At 70.4% G+C, this 13,965-nt stretch carries 17 protein-coding genes and 1 tRNA gene; 9 read left to right on the top strand and 9 right to left on the bottom strand.

Annotation, left to right across the window (positions count from 1 at the left end; translation table 11 throughout):
- Window positions 1-57: 57 nt before the first annotated feature.
- Window positions 58-1,092: a CapA family protein gene (locus OHS18_RS28620; RefSeq protein WP_328447475.1), complete on the top strand. Its 1,035-nt coding sequence runs from the start codon at window positions 58-60 to the stop codon at window positions 1,090-1,092.
- A gap of 291 nt (window positions 1,093-1,383) precedes the next feature.
- Here the strand turns inward: OHS18_RS28620 and OHS18_RS28625 are convergent, their stop codons facing one another.
- Window positions 1,384-1,830, bottom strand: coding sequence for a limonene-1,2-epoxide hydrolase family protein (locus tag OHS18_RS28625; protein WP_247058999.1), 447 nt, complete (start codon window positions 1,828-1,830; stop codon window positions 1,384-1,386).
- Window positions 1,831-1,846: 16 nt separating this feature from the next.
- A complete protein-coding gene (locus OHS18_RS28630; RefSeq protein WP_328613015.1) occupies window positions 1,847-2,767 on the bottom strand; it encodes a TauD/TfdA dioxygenase family protein in 921 nt (306 codons plus the stop codon).
- A 323-nt stretch (window positions 2,768-3,090) separates the two neighbouring features.
- Here OHS18_RS28630 and OHS18_RS28635 point away from each other — a divergent pair, with 323 nt between their 5' ends.
- Entirely contained in the window at window positions 3,091-3,513 is a 423-nt protein-coding gene (locus tag OHS18_RS28635) for a hypothetical protein (protein WP_328447469.1), read from the top strand.
- A complete protein-coding gene (locus OHS18_RS28640; RefSeq protein WP_328613016.1) occupies window positions 3,510-4,082 on the top strand; it encodes a hypothetical protein in 573 nt (190 codons plus the stop codon). The genes OHS18_RS28635 and OHS18_RS28640 overlap by 4 nt, the downstream gene beginning before the upstream one ends.
- Here OHS18_RS28640 and OHS18_RS28645 read toward each other — a convergent pair.
- Window positions 4,075-4,857, bottom strand: a complete 783-nt coding sequence (locus OHS18_RS28645; protein ID WP_328613017.1) for an SDR family oxidoreductase — start codon at window positions 4,855-4,857, stop codon at window positions 4,075-4,077. The genes OHS18_RS28640 and OHS18_RS28645 overlap by 8 nt on opposite strands.
- A gap of 172 nt (window positions 4,858-5,029) precedes the next feature.
- On the opposite strand from OHS18_RS28645, the gene OHS18_RS28650 reads away from it, so the two are divergent.
- A complete protein-coding gene (locus OHS18_RS28650; RefSeq protein WP_328613018.1) occupies window positions 5,030-5,425 on the top strand; it encodes a hypothetical protein in 396 nt (131 codons plus the stop codon).
- 67 nt (window positions 5,426-5,492) lie between these two features.
- Here the strand turns inward: OHS18_RS28650 and OHS18_RS28655 are convergent.
- From OHS18_RS28655 to OHS18_RS28670, 4 genes are all read right to left on the bottom strand, one after another.
- Window positions 5,493-5,580: transfer RNA gene (locus OHS18_RS28655), tRNA-Ser, on the bottom strand.
- A gap of 33 nt (window positions 5,581-5,613) precedes the next feature.
- Complete coding sequence (locus OHS18_RS28660; RefSeq protein WP_328459162.1) at window positions 5,614-5,823, bottom strand: CsbD family protein; 210 nt, start codon at window positions 5,821-5,823, stop codon at window positions 5,614-5,616.
- A gap of 57 nt (window positions 5,824-5,880) precedes the next feature.
- Window positions 5,881-6,309 carry a nucleoside deaminase gene (locus tag OHS18_RS28665; protein ID WP_328447418.1) on the bottom strand — a complete coding sequence of 143 codons (429 nt, stop codon included), beginning with the start codon at window positions 6,307-6,309 and terminating at the stop codon, window positions 5,881-5,883.
- A gap of 23 nt (window positions 6,310-6,332) precedes the next feature.
- Window positions 6,333-6,815 carry a tRNA adenosine deaminase-associated protein gene (locus OHS18_RS28670; protein WP_328447416.1) on the bottom strand — a complete coding sequence of 161 codons (483 nt, stop codon included), beginning with the start codon at window positions 6,813-6,815 and terminating at the stop codon, window positions 6,333-6,335.
- A gap of 77 nt (window positions 6,816-6,892) precedes the next feature.
- On the opposite strand from OHS18_RS28670, the gene OHS18_RS28675 reads away from it, so the two are divergent.
- Window positions 6,893-8,122, top strand: coding sequence for a M20 metallopeptidase family protein (locus tag OHS18_RS28675; protein WP_328613019.1), 1,230 nt, complete (start codon window positions 6,893-6,895; stop codon window positions 8,120-8,122).
- On the opposite strand, the gene OHS18_RS28680 is transcribed toward OHS18_RS28675, so the two are convergent.
- Entirely contained in the window at window positions 8,119-10,071 is a 1,953-nt protein-coding gene (locus OHS18_RS28680) for a phosphocholine-specific phospholipase C (RefSeq protein ID WP_328613020.1), read from the bottom strand. The two genes, OHS18_RS28675 and OHS18_RS28680, sit on opposite strands and share 4 nt — an antisense overlap.
- A 90-nt stretch (window positions 10,072-10,161) precedes the next feature.
- On the opposite strand from OHS18_RS28680, the gene OHS18_RS28685 reads away from it, so the two are divergent.
- The 4 genes from OHS18_RS28685 to thrS all read left to right on the top strand — a co-directional run bounded on the left by OHS18_RS28685 (window position 10,162) and on the right by thrS (window position 13,142).
- Window positions 10,162-10,539, top strand: a complete 378-nt coding sequence (locus OHS18_RS28685) for a VOC family protein (RefSeq protein ID WP_328613021.1) — start codon at window positions 10,162-10,164, stop codon at window positions 10,537-10,539.
- Between the two features lie 25 nt (window positions 10,540-10,564).
- Window positions 10,565-11,032: a heme-degrading domain-containing protein gene (locus OHS18_RS28690; RefSeq protein WP_328447409.1), complete on the top strand. Its 468-nt coding sequence runs from the start codon at window positions 10,565-10,567 to the stop codon at window positions 11,030-11,032.
- 79 nt (window positions 11,033-11,111) lie between these two features.
- Window positions 11,112-11,735 (top strand): dihydrofolate reductase family protein, encoded by a 624-nt coding sequence (locus tag OHS18_RS28695; RefSeq protein WP_328447407.1) that lies wholly within the window; start codon window positions 11,112-11,114, stop codon window positions 11,733-11,735.
- A gap of 84 nt (window positions 11,736-11,819) precedes the next feature.
- Window positions 11,820-13,142 carry a threonine--tRNA ligase gene (gene thrS, locus OHS18_RS28700; protein ID WP_328618593.1) on the top strand — a complete coding sequence of 441 codons (1,323 nt, stop codon included), beginning with the start codon at window positions 11,820-11,822 and terminating at the stop codon, window positions 13,140-13,142.
- Here thrS and OHS18_RS28705 read toward each other — a convergent pair.
- Entirely contained in the window at window positions 13,075-13,914 is an 840-nt protein-coding gene (locus tag OHS18_RS28705; protein WP_328613022.1) for a MerR family transcriptional regulator, read from the bottom strand. The two genes, thrS and OHS18_RS28705, sit on opposite strands and share 68 nt — an antisense overlap.
- Window positions 13,915-13,965 lie beyond the last annotated feature (51 nt).

Here is a 13,965-nt window from a genome sequence, read left to right on the forward strand (position 1 = left end):
GATGCAACGATTCGTAACAACTACTTTCGTCGTCACTCGATCGGCAGAGCAGGCTTCGTGATCACGTTGGTACTTGGCGGAGACGTCAACGTTCAGGGCCGCACGACACCGTCGAAGGCCTTCGAACACTTGCATCCCCTGCTCCAGGGCGCCGACATCCGGTTCGTGAACCTCGAAGGACCGCTGTCGGGCACCGCCGGGAACTCCGGCGGCGCGGACATCCCGCACAAACCGAACTGGCGCCACTCCGCGCCGGAGATGGTCGAGGCGTTGACGGTCGCCGGCGTAGACGTCGTCTCGTGCGCGAACGACGTCACCTACCCGCCGGCCGCCGCGATGACGAGCCTCACCGTGCTCGACGAAGCCGGGATCGCGCACTGCGGCGCCGGCACCGGCCTCGCCGCCGCGCACGCGCCGGCCGTGCTCGAACGCGCCGGGAAGAAGGTCGCCTTCCTCGCGTACACGTCGCTCTGCTGGCCGTTCGGCCAGGCGGCGCAGGTGACGGCTCCGGGCGTCGCGCAAGCGCTTGCGACGACGTCCTACCAGCCGGATCCGCGCGTCGCCGACGTCCCGGGACGGCCGCCGATCGTGCGCACGGCGCCGGTACCCGAACACCTGGAGCGGCTAGTCGCCGACGTGCGCCGGGCGAAGGCGGCCAACGACCACGTCGTCGTCTCGATGCACTGGGGCCTGCCCGGCGCGGAACTCGCGGAGTACCAGGTGACCTACGGCCGGGCGGCGATCGACGCCGGCGCCGACCTGGTCGCCGGACACGGCCCGCACACGATCCAGGCCGTCGAGGTGTACCGCGGCCGCGCGATCCTCTACAGCCTCGGCAACCTCGTGTTCGACTGGCCCGCGATGCGCGGCCGGCACGTCGACGGACTGCTGGCCGGCTGCATCTTCGGCGACGAACCCCGGCTCGAGCTCATCCCGGTGCGGCGCAACGCCGACAACGAGTGCGAACCGCTTTCGGGCGAGGAAGCGGACCGGGTGCTGCGCTACGTCACGGACGTCTCCGCGCAGCGCGCGACCGCGGTGACCGTGCGGGACGGGATCGCGTCCGTGGCGGGCTTGGGCGTTGGGGCGTAACGGATCGCGCGCGAGGAGTTACAGCTCGCGTTACGCCTGTCACCCATCCGGCGCATCTGCCTTAAATGCAGGTCAAGGACCGGAGTCACCGCTGTGAAGCAGAGGTACGGTCTGCGTGAGCCGCCGGAAAAGTGGCGCACACCACCATCCGGAGGCGCAAGAGTCAGCACGGCACGGGGGGAGGGAGAATGATCATGTGGGGGCTGATCGTTCTCAGCTGCGTGTTCGTGCTGGTACTGGGGACCGCCGCGGTCGTGGACCTTCGGGCCCACGACCGCGGCAGCACCCGGGTCAACGCACAGCGGACCTCGCCCGATAACGGCCGATGAGCGTCCGCGCGCCGGCCAGCGCGACCCGCCCGGCGCCCTTAGCGCTCGCCGCGAGCACCGTCGTCCAGTCGAAGTAGTCGCGCCACAGCACGATCCGGCCGCCTTCGACCTCGAACGTGCCACACACCCAGAACTCCGCTTCCCACGCGCCGCGGCGCAGGACGTCGGTGCGTTCGGTGAGGACGATGTTGCCGTCCGCGGCGATGTGGTGCGTCCGCGCTTCGAACCCGGAACCGAACCGGGCCATCAGCCGCAGCTGCTTTTCGACCGCCGCGACGCCGCGAGCGGGCGGCAACGGCACGTTCTGGTACACGATGTCGCTCGCCGCGAACGTCAGCGCGCGGTCGATGTCGAGGTCTTCGAGGGCCTTGAGGAAACCGGTCACCACTGCCTGGGGGTCTTCGGTCATGCCCTCAGGCTAAGGCTCAGAACGGCCGGTCGCCCGCGATGGCGACGCGCTCCGCGATCCGGACGTGCGGGTGGTAGTCGTTCACGGCGTAGTGCTGCGTCGCGCGGTTGTCCCAAAAGGCCACCGAGTTCGGCTCCCAGCTGAAGCGCACCTGGAACTCGGGCGTGTGGGCCTGCAGGAACAGGTACCGCAGCAGCCGGTCGCTCTCGGCCCGGTCCAGGCCGACGATGTGCGTCGTGAACGCCTGGTTGACGAACAGGGTGCGCCGCCCGGTCTCCGGGTGCGTGCGGACCACCGGGTGCTCGACCGGCGGGAACCGCTCCTGCCACTGCGCGAGCAGTGCCGGGTCGGCGAACCGGTCGAAGCCGGGGAGGTAGTCGTGCACCGCGGTCAGCCCGTCGATGCGGGCGCGGACGTCGTCGGGCAGGTTGTCGTAGGCGGCGGCCATGTCGGCCCACATCGTGTCGCCGCCGACCGGCGGCACCTCGATCAGCCGCAGCACCGACCCGAGCGCCGGGTTGGGCCGCCAGGTGACGTCGGTGTGCCAGATGTTCTCGAAACCGGGCATGGCGGCGGTGCGCTCGAAGCGGGTGACCTCGTCGTTCTCGCCCCGCGGGATGAACGGGTTGGTCTCCAGCTCGCCCCAGTTCGCGGCGAACGCGCGCTGCTGCGCCGGCGTGATCCGCTGGTCGCGGAAGAAAACGACCTTCCACTCGAGCAGGGCGCGGTTGAGCTCGGCGCGCAGCGCGGGCGTGACCGGCTCGGCCAGGTCGACGCCGTCGATCTCGGCGCCGATCACCCGGCCGAGCGGGCGGAGGGTGAACAGCTCGTGGGGTTCGCGCGGGGATTGCTGCAGGACACGCGGGCCTTCGACGATGCCGTCGGCGGGCGTCACGGCCTCGCGTAGCTGAATCCGGGCAGGCAGGTCTACGGACATGGTTGTGCTCCAAGGGTTTTCGGGAGAATTCGGACGCCGGGCTCGCGTCAGGCAGGGGGTGAGCCCAGGCGGCCGCGGCGCAGGAGCAGCTCCACGGTGCCTTCCCCAACCGACCGCTTGGAGGCGCGGTCGTGCCACCGGATAGGCGTGCTTTCCGAGGTGGCGGGCATGCGCCCATGGTCAACCTAGTCCCGCCCTGCGGTCAAGACGTCCACTTGGTGGAACGCCCCAACGTCGCAGGTCACCGCGATGCGGGGCGCGCGGGCCGATGAGGCAAGATCTTGCACGATCGAGTGAGCGCCCTTGACGACGGAGGTCTCCCCATGCCGGAAGGCAGAGGCTCGCGGATCGACAGCGGTGTCCCGGAGCTCCGCCCCGGGGCCGGCGGCTCCACCACCCGGAAGCCGCCGAAGAGGGACTTCCCGGAGCTTCGCCTCGGGACCACCCGGAATCCCCCGAAGAGGCCTGACCGGCTGCGCGCCTCGGCCGACCAGCTGGACCAGGCCGCGGCCGCCGACGACAAGGCCGCCGGCCGGTTCGCCGAGGCCCGCGTCGACTCGACGCCGTTCGGCATCTCGGCCCAGGCCCGCGAACTCGCGGCACGCTGGCAGGCGGCGCTGGCCGCCCGCGAAGCGGACGCGCGCGTCCTCGGCGACGCGACGTCCGACCTGGCCGGCCGGCTCCGCATGGCGGCCGACACCACGAGGAGTTCGGGCTTCCGGGGGCGGATCGCGGTGGCCCCGTGACGCTCGAGCTGTTCGAACACCCGGCGCTGACGACAGCCGCGACCCGGCTGGCCACGCTCCGGGCGGCCGCGGGCCGAATCGGCGCGGCCGACCCGGTCGCGGCGCTGCGCCACGTCGACTGCTCGCCCTCGGCGATCCGCGCGTCCGCCACGGAGGTGGACGCGGGTTCGGTGGTGGTGACGTCGGCGTCCACGGAGTTCCGCACCGGAGTCGAGCTGGCGGAAACCGGCGGCGGCGCCGACACGTTCGCGACCTGGGCGGACACAGTGGACGGTCAGTACGCGGAGGCAGCGCGCGCGGCGGCCACGACGGCGGCACTGGGTCTCCGGATCGCGTCGGAACTGGACGCCTTGGCCCTGTCGACGTCGGCCGAGGTCACGGCAATCGCCGAAGCGGCCGAAGTGGCGGCGTCCGCGGTCCTGGCGGACGACCGGTCGGCCGAGGTGGTGAGCACGGTCAGCCGCGCGTGCGCGTCGGTGGTCCGGACGGTCCAGGAGAAGGTGGCGTCGCTGACTTCCCTTGCCGCAGAAGTGGAACCACTGACCACCCCGGCGGTCGACCTCAGCTGAAGTGCTCCCCGGCCCACTCTTCGAAGGGCCGCGCGGGATGCCCGGTCACCTGGGCGACGTCGAGCGAGACAGGCTCCGGTTCCGCCACGAGCGACGCCCAATAACCCAGGGCACTGGTTGCGAATTCCGCACCCATTTGTTGACTCAGCTGCGTTTTCGCCTCCGCGATCGGCTGTTCTTCCCACACCGCCGGCTTACCCAAGGCGTCCCCGATGATTTTTACTTGCGCTGCTTGGGTAAGTGCCTCGGGCCCGGTGACGAGGTAGACCTGTTTGGAGTGGTTCTCGAGGAGTGCTTCGACGGCCATGTCGGCAACATCGCGCTCGTGGACGAGCGACCTCTTGGCCTGGCCATAGGGCCCCCGGACGACGCCGTTATTGACTTGGTCCATCCAGCCGAGGGTGTTGGTGGCGAGGCCGGTGACCCTCAGGAAGGTCCAGTCGTCAGTGACCTTCTCGACGGCTTTTTCGACGTCTCCCCAGACGCCGCCGTGGTCCGCGCTCATCGCGGACAGATAGACGATCTTCTTGCCTTCCAACGGTTTCAGAGCTCTCTCGATACCTTCGGAGTCGAAGGAAGGCCAGAGAAGGTAGACGGCGTCGACACCTTGGGCGGCTTTGGTGAGATCAGCGATGTCGCCCTGGACGACCTCGACGTCGGCCGGCGCCTTGGCCACGTCTCGCACCAAGACGCGGACGTCGGCGCCGGCGTCCAGCAAGCCGCGGACGACATGCCGACCGGTGTGGCCGGTAGCTCCGGTGACGAGGACGGTCATGGTGTGCTCCCTCAAGGGTCGGTTACCCGACCACGGTCACACTTCAAGAGCCCTTCAAGTCAAGCCTGAGGCATTCGAGTGATTGTTCACCCGCCCTGCAACAAGGACCGGCTTCCTCGCGAACCGGGAAGGTGCCGTCACACGCTCCGAGGTGATCGCAGGAGGGAACAGCATGGATTTGTTCAGCCGGAAACGGAAGGCTTCTCCGTTGCCCGCAGACATCGTCGACCGGGTCGTCGGTTATATCCGGACCGAGGCGCATTCACCGAACGCGCCCGCATCGTTCGACGCTCCCGGTCTCATCTACAGCCTGCATTCGACCGCGCAAGCCGATCCCGCGTTCTTCATCGAGAAGCTCGCGTCCGCGGTTCTGCCGGCCGGCGGCGAGGCTTCTCGCGGCGGCGCTCGTGTGGTCTGGGAGCTGTTGACGTCGGAGCACCTGACGGATCCGAACTGCGAGACCATGCTCGACGCCGGCCTGGATTGGCTGCGTGCCACCGGAGTCAGCTCCGTGCACCTGTTCGGCTACGAGATCGGTAGGTGGCACACGACCCACGGATCGTGGTGAGCCCACGCGGTCTCCCCGCAAAAGCCGAAACCCCCGGTCGGCTGAGCCGACCGGGGGTCCGGATGCGCGGTGGCGGTGGGATTTGAACCCACGGACGGGGATTAGCCGTCACACGATTTCGAGTCGTGCTCCTTCGGCCGCTCGGACACGCCACCGCCGAGAAATATACCGGAGGGCCTTTCCCGGCCTCACATGGGGTCAGCAGGGCGGCCGGGACGACGTCGCGTCTGGACGTCGCGGATCACGCCTCGTGCTTTGTCCCGCAGGTCGTGGGCCACTTCGCGGACCTGGGCCGTCCTTCGCTGGGCTCGGCCCGATGCCCTGAGACGATCGTTGCCGGTCACGTCTCCGAGCTTCTCGCGAGCGCCGCCGACTGCCTGCTGGACCTTGTCCTTCATCGTCACGACGTTCCTCCTTCGACGGGGACCTCACCAAGGGGGTACCCACCGGAGGACTCAGCGACGCGTCGCGAAGTACGTCTCCAGCAGGGACGCACATTCCGCCACGAGCACTCCGCCGTGGACTTCCGGGCGGTGGTTCAGCCGGCGGTCGCGCACGACGTCCCACAGGGACCCCACCGCGCCCGTCTTGGGCTCCCACGCGCCGAACACCAGCCGGGAGATGCGCGCCAGTACCAGCGCGCCCGCGCACATCGTGCACGGCTCCAGCGTCACCGCCAGCGTGCAGCCCTCGAGACGCCAGCCGTCGCCCACCACCTGGGCGGCCGCGCGCAACGCCAGGACCTCCGCGTGCGCCGTCGGGTCGCCCAGCTCGGTGCGCGCGTTGCGCGCCGCGGCCAGGGGGCGGCCGTCGGGGCCGAACACGACCGCGCCGATCGGGACGTCCGCGCCGGGGGCGCGCGCGGCCTCCAGCGCCGCCTCCACGGCCTCGGTGTCGGACGGGCGTCTCAGAGCTCGTCCAGGAGCTTGGCGAACTCGGCACCGAACCCGACGCGCTGCGCGATCATCTGCAGCTGCTCGTCCGGGTACAGGTCGACCTCGCCGACGATCACCTCCAGCTCCGGCGCCGGCAGCCCGAGGTCCGCGAGGATCTCGAGATCACCTTCGGGCCAGACCGAGTCGTCGTCCTCGTCCGGTGGATCGACGCGCAGGACGTCGAGGACGTCCGCCGCGATGTCGTAGTCGAGTGCCGCCGCCGCGTCCGAAAGCAGCAACGCCGGTCCCCTCGGGCTCGGCCGGACGAGGACGAAGAACTCGTCGTCGACCGCCAGTAGCCCGAAGGCCGCGCCGGTGGAACGTAGTTTGCCCAGTTCAGTGATCGCCGCATCCAGCTCTGTCAACGCCCCCGGGTCGAGCGCACTGCACCGCCACCGACCGTCCTCCCGGACCACGGCTACCGCGAAGCCCGTGACCGGCTCATCCACCGCCATGCGCACACCGTATTCCGCCGCTCGACCGAGCGCACGCACGGTGCGCCCGAAGCGCCTCATGGGCCACTATCGGGAGCATGACCGGACCCACTGACCTGCCCACCCTGCCCGGCACCCCGTTCGCCGGCCTCCTCGACGACGCGCGGGCGCTGCAGGGCCGCACCGTCGCGCTGCGGCGGGCCGTGCACCGCCGGCCGGAACAGGGCCTCCACCTCCCGATCACCCAGGCGGCCATCCGGGAAGCACTCGCTGACCTGCCGTTGGAGATCACCGAGGGCAAGGCCACGACGTCGCTCACGGCCGTCCTGCGCGGCTCGCGGCCCGGCCCGGCGGTGCTGCTGCGCGGCGACATGGACGCGCTGCCGCTGACCGAGGAGACCGGTTTGGACTTCGCGTCCGAGGACGAGGAGTCGATGCACGCGTGCGGACACGACACCCACGTCGCGATGCTCGCTTCCGCGGCCCGGCTGCTCGCCGAGCGGAAGGATCGGCTGGCCGGCTCGGTCGTGTTCATGTTCCAGCCGGGCGAAGAGGGCCACCACGGCGCCCGGTTCATGATCCACGAGGGCGTGCTCGACGCCGCCGGGACGCGGGTCGAGCGCGCGTTCGGCGTCCACATCCTCGCCAACCTGCGCAGTGGCCTGCTGTCGGTCCGCCCGGGCCCGCAGATGGCGTCGGCGGACTCGTTCCACGTGCGCGTCACCGGCAAGGGCGGGCACGGTTCCGCGCCGCAGCACACGATCGACCCGGTGCCGGCGGCCGCGGCGATGGTCGGCGCGCTCCACACGATGATCACGCGCCGCGTGAGCGTGTTCGACCCGGCCGTGCTTTCGGTCACGCGGATCCAGGCCGGCACGACGTCGAACATCATCCCGGAGACCGCCGAGCTCGAGGGCACGATCCGCACCCTGTCCGAGCACACGCGCTCGCTGGTCCGCACCGAGCTGCCGAAGGTGTGCGAGCAGGTCGGCGCGGCGTACGGCTGCCGCGTCGTCGCCGACGTCGAGCCGGGCTACCCGGTGACCGTCAACGACGACCGCGTCGCCGCCGAAGTCCTGACGATCGGCGAAGCTGTGCTGGGTCCGGAGAACGTCGAGCTGATGGCCGACCCGCTGATGGGCGCCGAGGACTTTTCCTACGTCCTGCAACGCGTTCAGGGCGCGTACGCGTTCCTCGGCGCGTGCCCGCCCGGCGTCGATCCGGCGGAGGCCGCCGCGAACCACTCGAACCGCGTGATCTTCGACGAAGACGCGATGCCGAATGGGGTCGCGATGCTGGCGGCCTTCGCCCTGGACGCCCTTCGCTAGGGCCCGGTGCGCGACGGGCGGCCGTCCTCCAGGTGCCCGGCGAAGCGCCGGCGCCACCCCGGCACCTCGAACGTGACGTCGTACCAGCCGTTCGCCGTCACCACCGGGAAGTCGTGCTCGCCGCCCGGCGGGAGCGTGACGCCGTTCAGCGCGACGGGCGCCACTCCGGTGTTGGTCACCGTCACACGCAGTGCCGGCGTCGCCTCGAAAACGACGGCGGCGTCGAGGCCCGGCCCACTGCCCGAGGCTTCCACCAGGAAGCCGTTCGGGCCGTGGATCGCGACGTCGTAGGACGCGCCGTAGGCGACGTCGCCGGTCACGACGCCGCTCGGCGCGACGTCGAAGCGCTGCACCGACCCGCCCGCGTGGTAGGCGTGCGCGGAGAGCTGCAGCGCCTGGGTGCCGTGGTTCGCCAGGTGCAGCTTGAGCCCGCCCGGCTCCACCGTGGCCCACGCGACCGGCTGGTACGGCAGCGGACGCGCCTTCGCCGTGCCGGACTCCTGCGTCAACGCGCCGGGCCGCACCCCCGGCTTCGGCAGCCGTGCCTGCGTCCGGTCCACTTCGGCGCGCAGCGCGGCGACGTCCGGCAGCAGCGGGATCGTCGTGTCGTGCGTTCGGAAGTCGAAACAGCTGGTCAGGTCGCCGCAGATCGCGCGGCGCCACGCCGAGATGTTCGGCTCCTTCACCCCCGTCCACGTCTCGAGGAACCGCAGCACCGACGTGTGGTCGAAGACCTGCGAGTTCACCCAGCCGCCGCGGCTCCACGGTGAGATCACGGTCATCGGCACCCGCGGCCCCAGCCCGATCGGCGCCGGCGGCCCGGACGGCGCGCCTCTCGCCGGCCGGTTCCCCGGCAGGAACTCGCCCGGTGTCCCGGGTGGCGGGGTCGGCGGGAGGACGTGGTCGAAGAACCCGTCGTTTTCGTCGTAGTTGATGAACACGACGGTGGATTCCCACAGATCCGGCTTGTCCCACAACGCTTTCAGCATCCGCTGGACGTACGCGGCACCGTCGACCGGCCGGGCCGCGGGGTGCTCGCAGTAGCCGTACGGCGCCACGACCCACGACACCGCGGGCAGCGTCCCGGCCGCGCAGTCCGCGAGGAACTCGGCCAGCACGTGGTCGAGGTCCTGGCCCCGGCCGGAGTCCCGCTTGAGCTTCGTGCGCAGGTTCGCGCGCTCGGCAAGCCGTTGCTTCACGGGGTCCATCGAGTACAACGCGTCGTGGTAGTTCTGGAACAGCCACAACGGGTTGTCGCCGTAGTCCCCGACGAAGTGCTCCGGGACGCCGCGCTCCTCGTCGTTCGCGTAGATCCGCCACGAAACCCCCGCGGCTTCCAGGCGCTCCGGGTACGTCGTCCACCGGAACGACGGCTCGTAGTCCGGGAAGTTGTGGGTGACCGGACCGCCCGCGACCCCGTCCGGGTCGATCGTGCCGGTCCAGTGGAACAGCCGGTTCGGCTGTGTCGGCCCTTGGATCGAGCAGAAGTAGTGGTCGCACAGGGTGAACGCGCTCGCCAGCGCCCGCTGGAACGGGATGTCTTCACGCGCGAAGTGCCCCATCGTCATCGGGCTCTTCGCGGCGATCCAGCCGTCGTACGCACCGCCGTTCCACGCGCGGTGCGTGCTGTTCCAGTCGTGCGGCAGCTCGCCGAGATCCTGGCCGTCCACCACGGACGTGTCGATCCGGAACGGCAGCACCGGATCGCCGGCACCACGCTGGCGGAAGACGTCACGCAGGGCCGCGCGGTCACCGAACCCGCGCACCCCGGCCATCGATCCGTAGTAGTGGTCGAACGACCGGTTCTCCTGCATCAGCACCACGACGTGGCGGACGTCGTCGATCGTGCCCGTGCGCGACGCCGGCACCGCGCACGCCGCGGGCAGCGCGCCGGCCACCGTCACCGCGGCCGCGCCGCCGAGCACCGTCCGCCGCCGGATCCGGCCCATGCCCACCTCCTCGGCGCGAGCTTTCCGCACGTCAGCGGCGCGGACAAGGAGTACCTTCACCGCGGGGAGAGCCGAGAAAGAGGTGGAGCCATGCTCGGCTCAGCGGATCTGGTCGCCTTCGCACCGTCGACCGACCTGGAGCGCTCACGTGCCTTCTACACGGATGTCGCCGGGCTCGAGTTCATCGAGCAGTCTCCCTTCGCCTGCGTGTTCCGCAGCGGTGGCACCATGCTGCGTGTCACCGCCGTGCAGGAGTTCACGCCGCACCCGTTCACCGTGCTCGGCTGGGCGGTGGCCGACATCCACACGTCCGTCGCCGAACTGCGCGCCCGGGGCGTCGAGTTCCTGACCTTCGACAACCTGCCACAGGACACCGACAAAATCTGGACCACGCCCGGCGGCCGGATCGCCTGGTTCCGCGATCCTGACGGCAACGTGCTCTCTCTGACCGAGTTCACTGGCCATTAAACAACACTGTTGATTTAATAGGGCCATGACCGAAGCCGAACGCCTCGCCCAGCTCGCTGACCAGGAGGAACGCCTCCAGTTCACGAAGTTCGACAACGAGACCGCGCTCGCCCTCGGCGCCCAGCTGCTGGCCGCCGCGCGGGAGCGCGGGCTGGCCGTGACGATCTCCGTCCGCCGGAACGGCCAGCGCCTCTTCCACGCCGCGCTGCCCGGGACGTCAGCTGACAACGACGCCTGGATCGAGCGCAAGAGCCGCGTCGTCGACCGCTACGGCCACAGCTCGTTCCTGATCGGCACCCAGTTCCGCGCGAAGGGCGGCACGTTCGAAAAGGACTCCCGCCTCGACCCGGACGTCTACGCGGCCCACGGCGGCGTCTTCCCGGTGCTGGTCCGCGGCGTCGGACCGGTCGGCACGGTCGGCGTGTCCGGCCTCCCGCAGGCCGACGACCACGCGTTCGTCGTCGAGCAGCTGGAGCTGTTCCTGGCCTCCTGAAAGTTCCCCGGACGGGTTTGTCGATCCGACGCCGGCCTCGGACGACGCGTCTTCGAGATCCCCGATTCGAGGAGGCACGATGGCCGAGCTGATCGTCACGACGTTCCTGTCCCTGGACGGCGTCTACCAGGGCCCCGGCGGCGTCGAGGAGGACACGTCCGGCGGCTTCGACCTGGGCGGCTGGGTGACGCCGTTCTACGAGGACGACATGGCCGCCTACGCCGCCGAGTGGCTCGGCCAGGCCGGCTCGCTCCTGATCGGCCGCCGGACCTACGACATCTTCGTGCAGTACTGGCCGAAGGCAACCGACCCGGACGACCCGATCGCGGTCGCGATGAACAACCTGCCGAAGTACGTCGTGTCCCGGACCTTGCCGGGTTCGGACTGGTCCGGCGTGTCCGTCGTCGACGGCGACGTCGTCGAGTTCGTCCGCGAGCTGAAGGCGCGGCCGGGCGGCGAGATCCAGGTCCACGGCAGCGGCGAGCTGCTGCAGACGCTCATCGCCCACGACCTCGTGGACGAATACCGGCTGTGGCTCTACCCGGTGGTCCTGGGCAAGGGCCGCAAGCTGTTCCCGGCGGGCGTGGCGCCGAAGTCGTTCGAGCACGTCGAGACGCGCCGGACCTCGTCGGGCGCGAACGTGCTGGTGCTGCGCCCGGCCGGGAAGCCGCGCCACGACACGTTCCGGCTGGCGACGGAGTAATTCCGTCGCGGAGGGCGGCTCCGCTGGCTACCGTGGACGCATGAAGCGCGCCATGACGACGACGCCGGAGAGTGTCCCGGCGCGCTGAACGACGTTTTCCAGCCCCGGGGCGGTTGCCCCGGGGCTTCGTCTTGTGGTCAGCCGCCTCGCCGTCCCGAGGAGTCCACAATGCACGATCACCGCAAGCTCGGCCGCGAACTGGAGCTGTTCGGCTCCGACCCGCTGCTCGGCGCCGGCCTGCCGTACTGGCTGCCCGACGGCGCGCTCGTCCGCCACAGCTTGGAGGAGTACGTCCGCGACGTCGAGCGCCGCGCGGGGTACCGGCACGTCCATTCGCCCGTGCTCGGCAAACGCGAGCTGTACGAGCTCTCCGGGCACTGGTCGCACTACCGCGACGACATGTTCCCGCCGATGGATCTCGGCGGTGAGCAGGTCGTGCTGCGGCCGAGCCTCTGCCCGCACCACGCGCTGATCTACCGGTCGCGCGGCCGCAGTTACCGCGAGCTGCCGCTGCGCCTGGCCGAGCTCGGCGGGATGTACCGCGCCGAGCTGTCCGGGGTCCTCGGCGGGCTGAACCGCGTGCGCGCGATCCAGCTCAACGACGCGCACGTCTTCTGCACCCTCGACCAGGTCGAGGACGAAGCCGCGGCCGCGTTGGCCCTGATCAGGCGGGCCTACGAAGCCCTCGGTATCAGCCCGGCGCGGTACCGGCTCTCGCTCGCCGACAACTCCGGGAAGTACGTCGGCAACGGCGAAATGTGGTCGCGGGCGGCACAAATCCTCCGTTCGGTCCTCGGCCGCAGTGGACTCGCATACGACGTTGTCGAAGGCGAAGCGGCCTTCTACGGCCCGAAAATCGACGTCCAGGTCGTCGACAGCGCCGGCCGCGAAGCGACCCTGTCGACCGTCCAGGTGGACTTCCACCAGCCGGAGCAGTTCGGCCTGGAGTACGTCGGCGCGGACGGCGCGAAACACCGTCCGGTGATGGTCCACCGCAGCATCATCGGCAGCATCGAGCGGGCGATGGCGCAGCTGATCGAGGTCCACGGCGGCGCGTTCCCGGCCTGGCTGGCGCCGGTACAGCTGCGCTTGCTGCCCCTGTCCGACGCGGAACTGCCTTATGCACAAGGGATTCAGCACGACGACCTGCGCATCGAGGTCGTCGACGCGTCCCGCGGCAGCCTGGGCGCGCGCATTCGTGAGGGACGGCTGGTGCCCTACCAGGCCGTGATCGGGCCTCGGGAGGTTTTGTCGGGCTCGCTTTCCTTGCGGCTGCGCGACGGAAGCCAGGTGGCGGCGCGACCGGCGGCGGACGCGCTGGCTTCGCTGGCCGAAGAGATCAGGAAACCGCTTCGGCCAGCCAATCCAGCACCGGCGTCAGGCTTTCCGGACTCGCCCAGCCGTTGATGACGGCGAGCAGTTCCAGGTAGCGCTCACGGCGTGGATCGCCGACGACGTCGAGCCATTCCCGCAGCCGGCCGGGTTCGCGCCCGAGACCGCCGACGATCGCGGCGGCCGCGGGCGAATCCGGCGTCACCCCGGCCTGGAGCGCCGGCGTGACGGCGTCGCGCACTTCAGCGGCAAAGTCACGGCGCAGGCCGCCTTCGTGCTGGTCGGCGAGCTGGCGCAGGATCGCGCGGAATTCCGGATCCTGCGCCAGCCCGGCCAGCTCGATCCAGGCCTCGACCTGCGCGGAAGCCGGGTTGCCGGGCAACTCTGGCGTCAACGTGCGCGCGATGCCCGCGAGTTCGGGACGGTCGCCGAGAGCGTCGCTGAGGAAGTCGTCGACCAACCGGCGACGCTCGGTGTCCGACAGCTGGGCCAACTGGTTCATGAGACTTGTCTCCTCGGGTGACGAACCATGCTCCGCGACAGCGGCCAGGACAGCGCGACGCAACCGCAGCACCCGGATCTGGACGTCCAGGGCTCCGACGTGCGTCGCCGCGACATCGGCGACGGCGACTTCGCCGTCGGCGATCCGCCGGATCGTCGCGAGGTCCAGCCCCAGCTCGCGCAGGGTGCGGATCAGGTCGAGCCGCGCGAGTGCGGCGTCGTCGTAGAGGCGGTGACCTGCGGAATTGCGCTCGGACGGCGGCACGAGACCGCGGTCGGAGTAGAAGCGCACGGCCTTGACCGTGAGTCCCGTCCGCCGGGCCAGGTCGCCGATCGAGTACCGCATGCCGGTCAGCGTGGCACCTCCCCCCGGAGGAGGCGCAAGCCCGACTTCACC

This window comes from Amycolatopsis sp. NBC_00355, assembly GCF_036104975.1.
In the GTDB taxonomy this organism is placed as follows: Bacteria; Actinomycetota; Actinomycetes; order Mycobacteriales; family Pseudonocardiaceae; genus Amycolatopsis.

What these genes read in the sequence shown, in the direction of transcription:
- OHS18_RS28695 (WP_328447407.1), top strand. Translation starts at nt 11,112, where the DNA reads ATGGCCGAGCTGATCGTCACGACGTTCCTGTCCCTGGACGGCGTCTAC.
- OHS18_RS28660 (WP_328459162.1), bottom strand. Translation starts at nt 5,823, where the DNA reads ATGAAGGACAAGGTCCAGCAGGCAGTCGGCGGCGCTCGCGAGAAGCTC.
- OHS18_RS28685 (WP_328613021.1), top strand. Translation starts at nt 10,162, where the DNA reads ATGCTCGGCTCAGCGGATCTGGTCGCCTTCGCACCGTCGACCGACCTG.
- OHS18_RS28680 (WP_328613020.1), bottom strand. Translation starts at nt 10,071, where the DNA reads ATGGGCCGGATCCGGCGGCGGACGGTGCTCGGCGGCGCGGCCGCGGTG.
- OHS18_RS28650 (WP_328613018.1), top strand. Translation starts at nt 5,030, where the DNA reads ATGGATTTGTTCAGCCGGAAACGGAAGGCTTCTCCGTTGCCCGCAGAC.
- OHS18_RS28705 (WP_328613022.1), bottom strand. Translation starts at nt 13,914, where the DNA reads ATGCGGTACTCGATCGGCGACCTGGCCCGGCGGACGGGACTCACGGTC.
- OHS18_RS28645 (WP_328613017.1), bottom strand. Translation starts at nt 4,857, where the DNA reads ATGACCGTCCTCGTCACCGGAGCTACCGGCCACACCGGTCGGCATGTC.
- OHS18_RS28635 (WP_328447469.1), top strand. Translation starts at nt 3,091, where the DNA reads ATGCCGGAAGGCAGAGGCTCGCGGATCGACAGCGGTGTCCCGGAGCTC.
- OHS18_RS28630 (WP_328613015.1), bottom strand. Translation starts at nt 2,767, where the DNA reads ATGTCCGTAGACCTGCCTGCCCGGATTCAGCTACGCGAGGCCGTGACG.
- OHS18_RS28625 (WP_247058999.1), bottom strand. Translation starts at nt 1,830, where the DNA reads ATGACCGAAGACCCCCAGGCAGTGGTGACCGGTTTCCTCAAGGCCCTC.
- OHS18_RS28670 (WP_328447416.1), bottom strand. Translation starts at nt 6,815, where the DNA reads ATGGCGGTGGATGAGCCGGTCACGGGCTTCGCGGTAGCCGTGGTCCGG.
- OHS18_RS28690 (WP_328447409.1), top strand. Translation starts at nt 10,565, where the DNA reads ATGACCGAAGCCGAACGCCTCGCCCAGCTCGCTGACCAGGAGGAACGC.
- OHS18_RS28675 (WP_328613019.1), top strand. Translation starts at nt 6,893, where the DNA reads ATGACCGGACCCACTGACCTGCCCACCCTGCCCGGCACCCCGTTCGCC.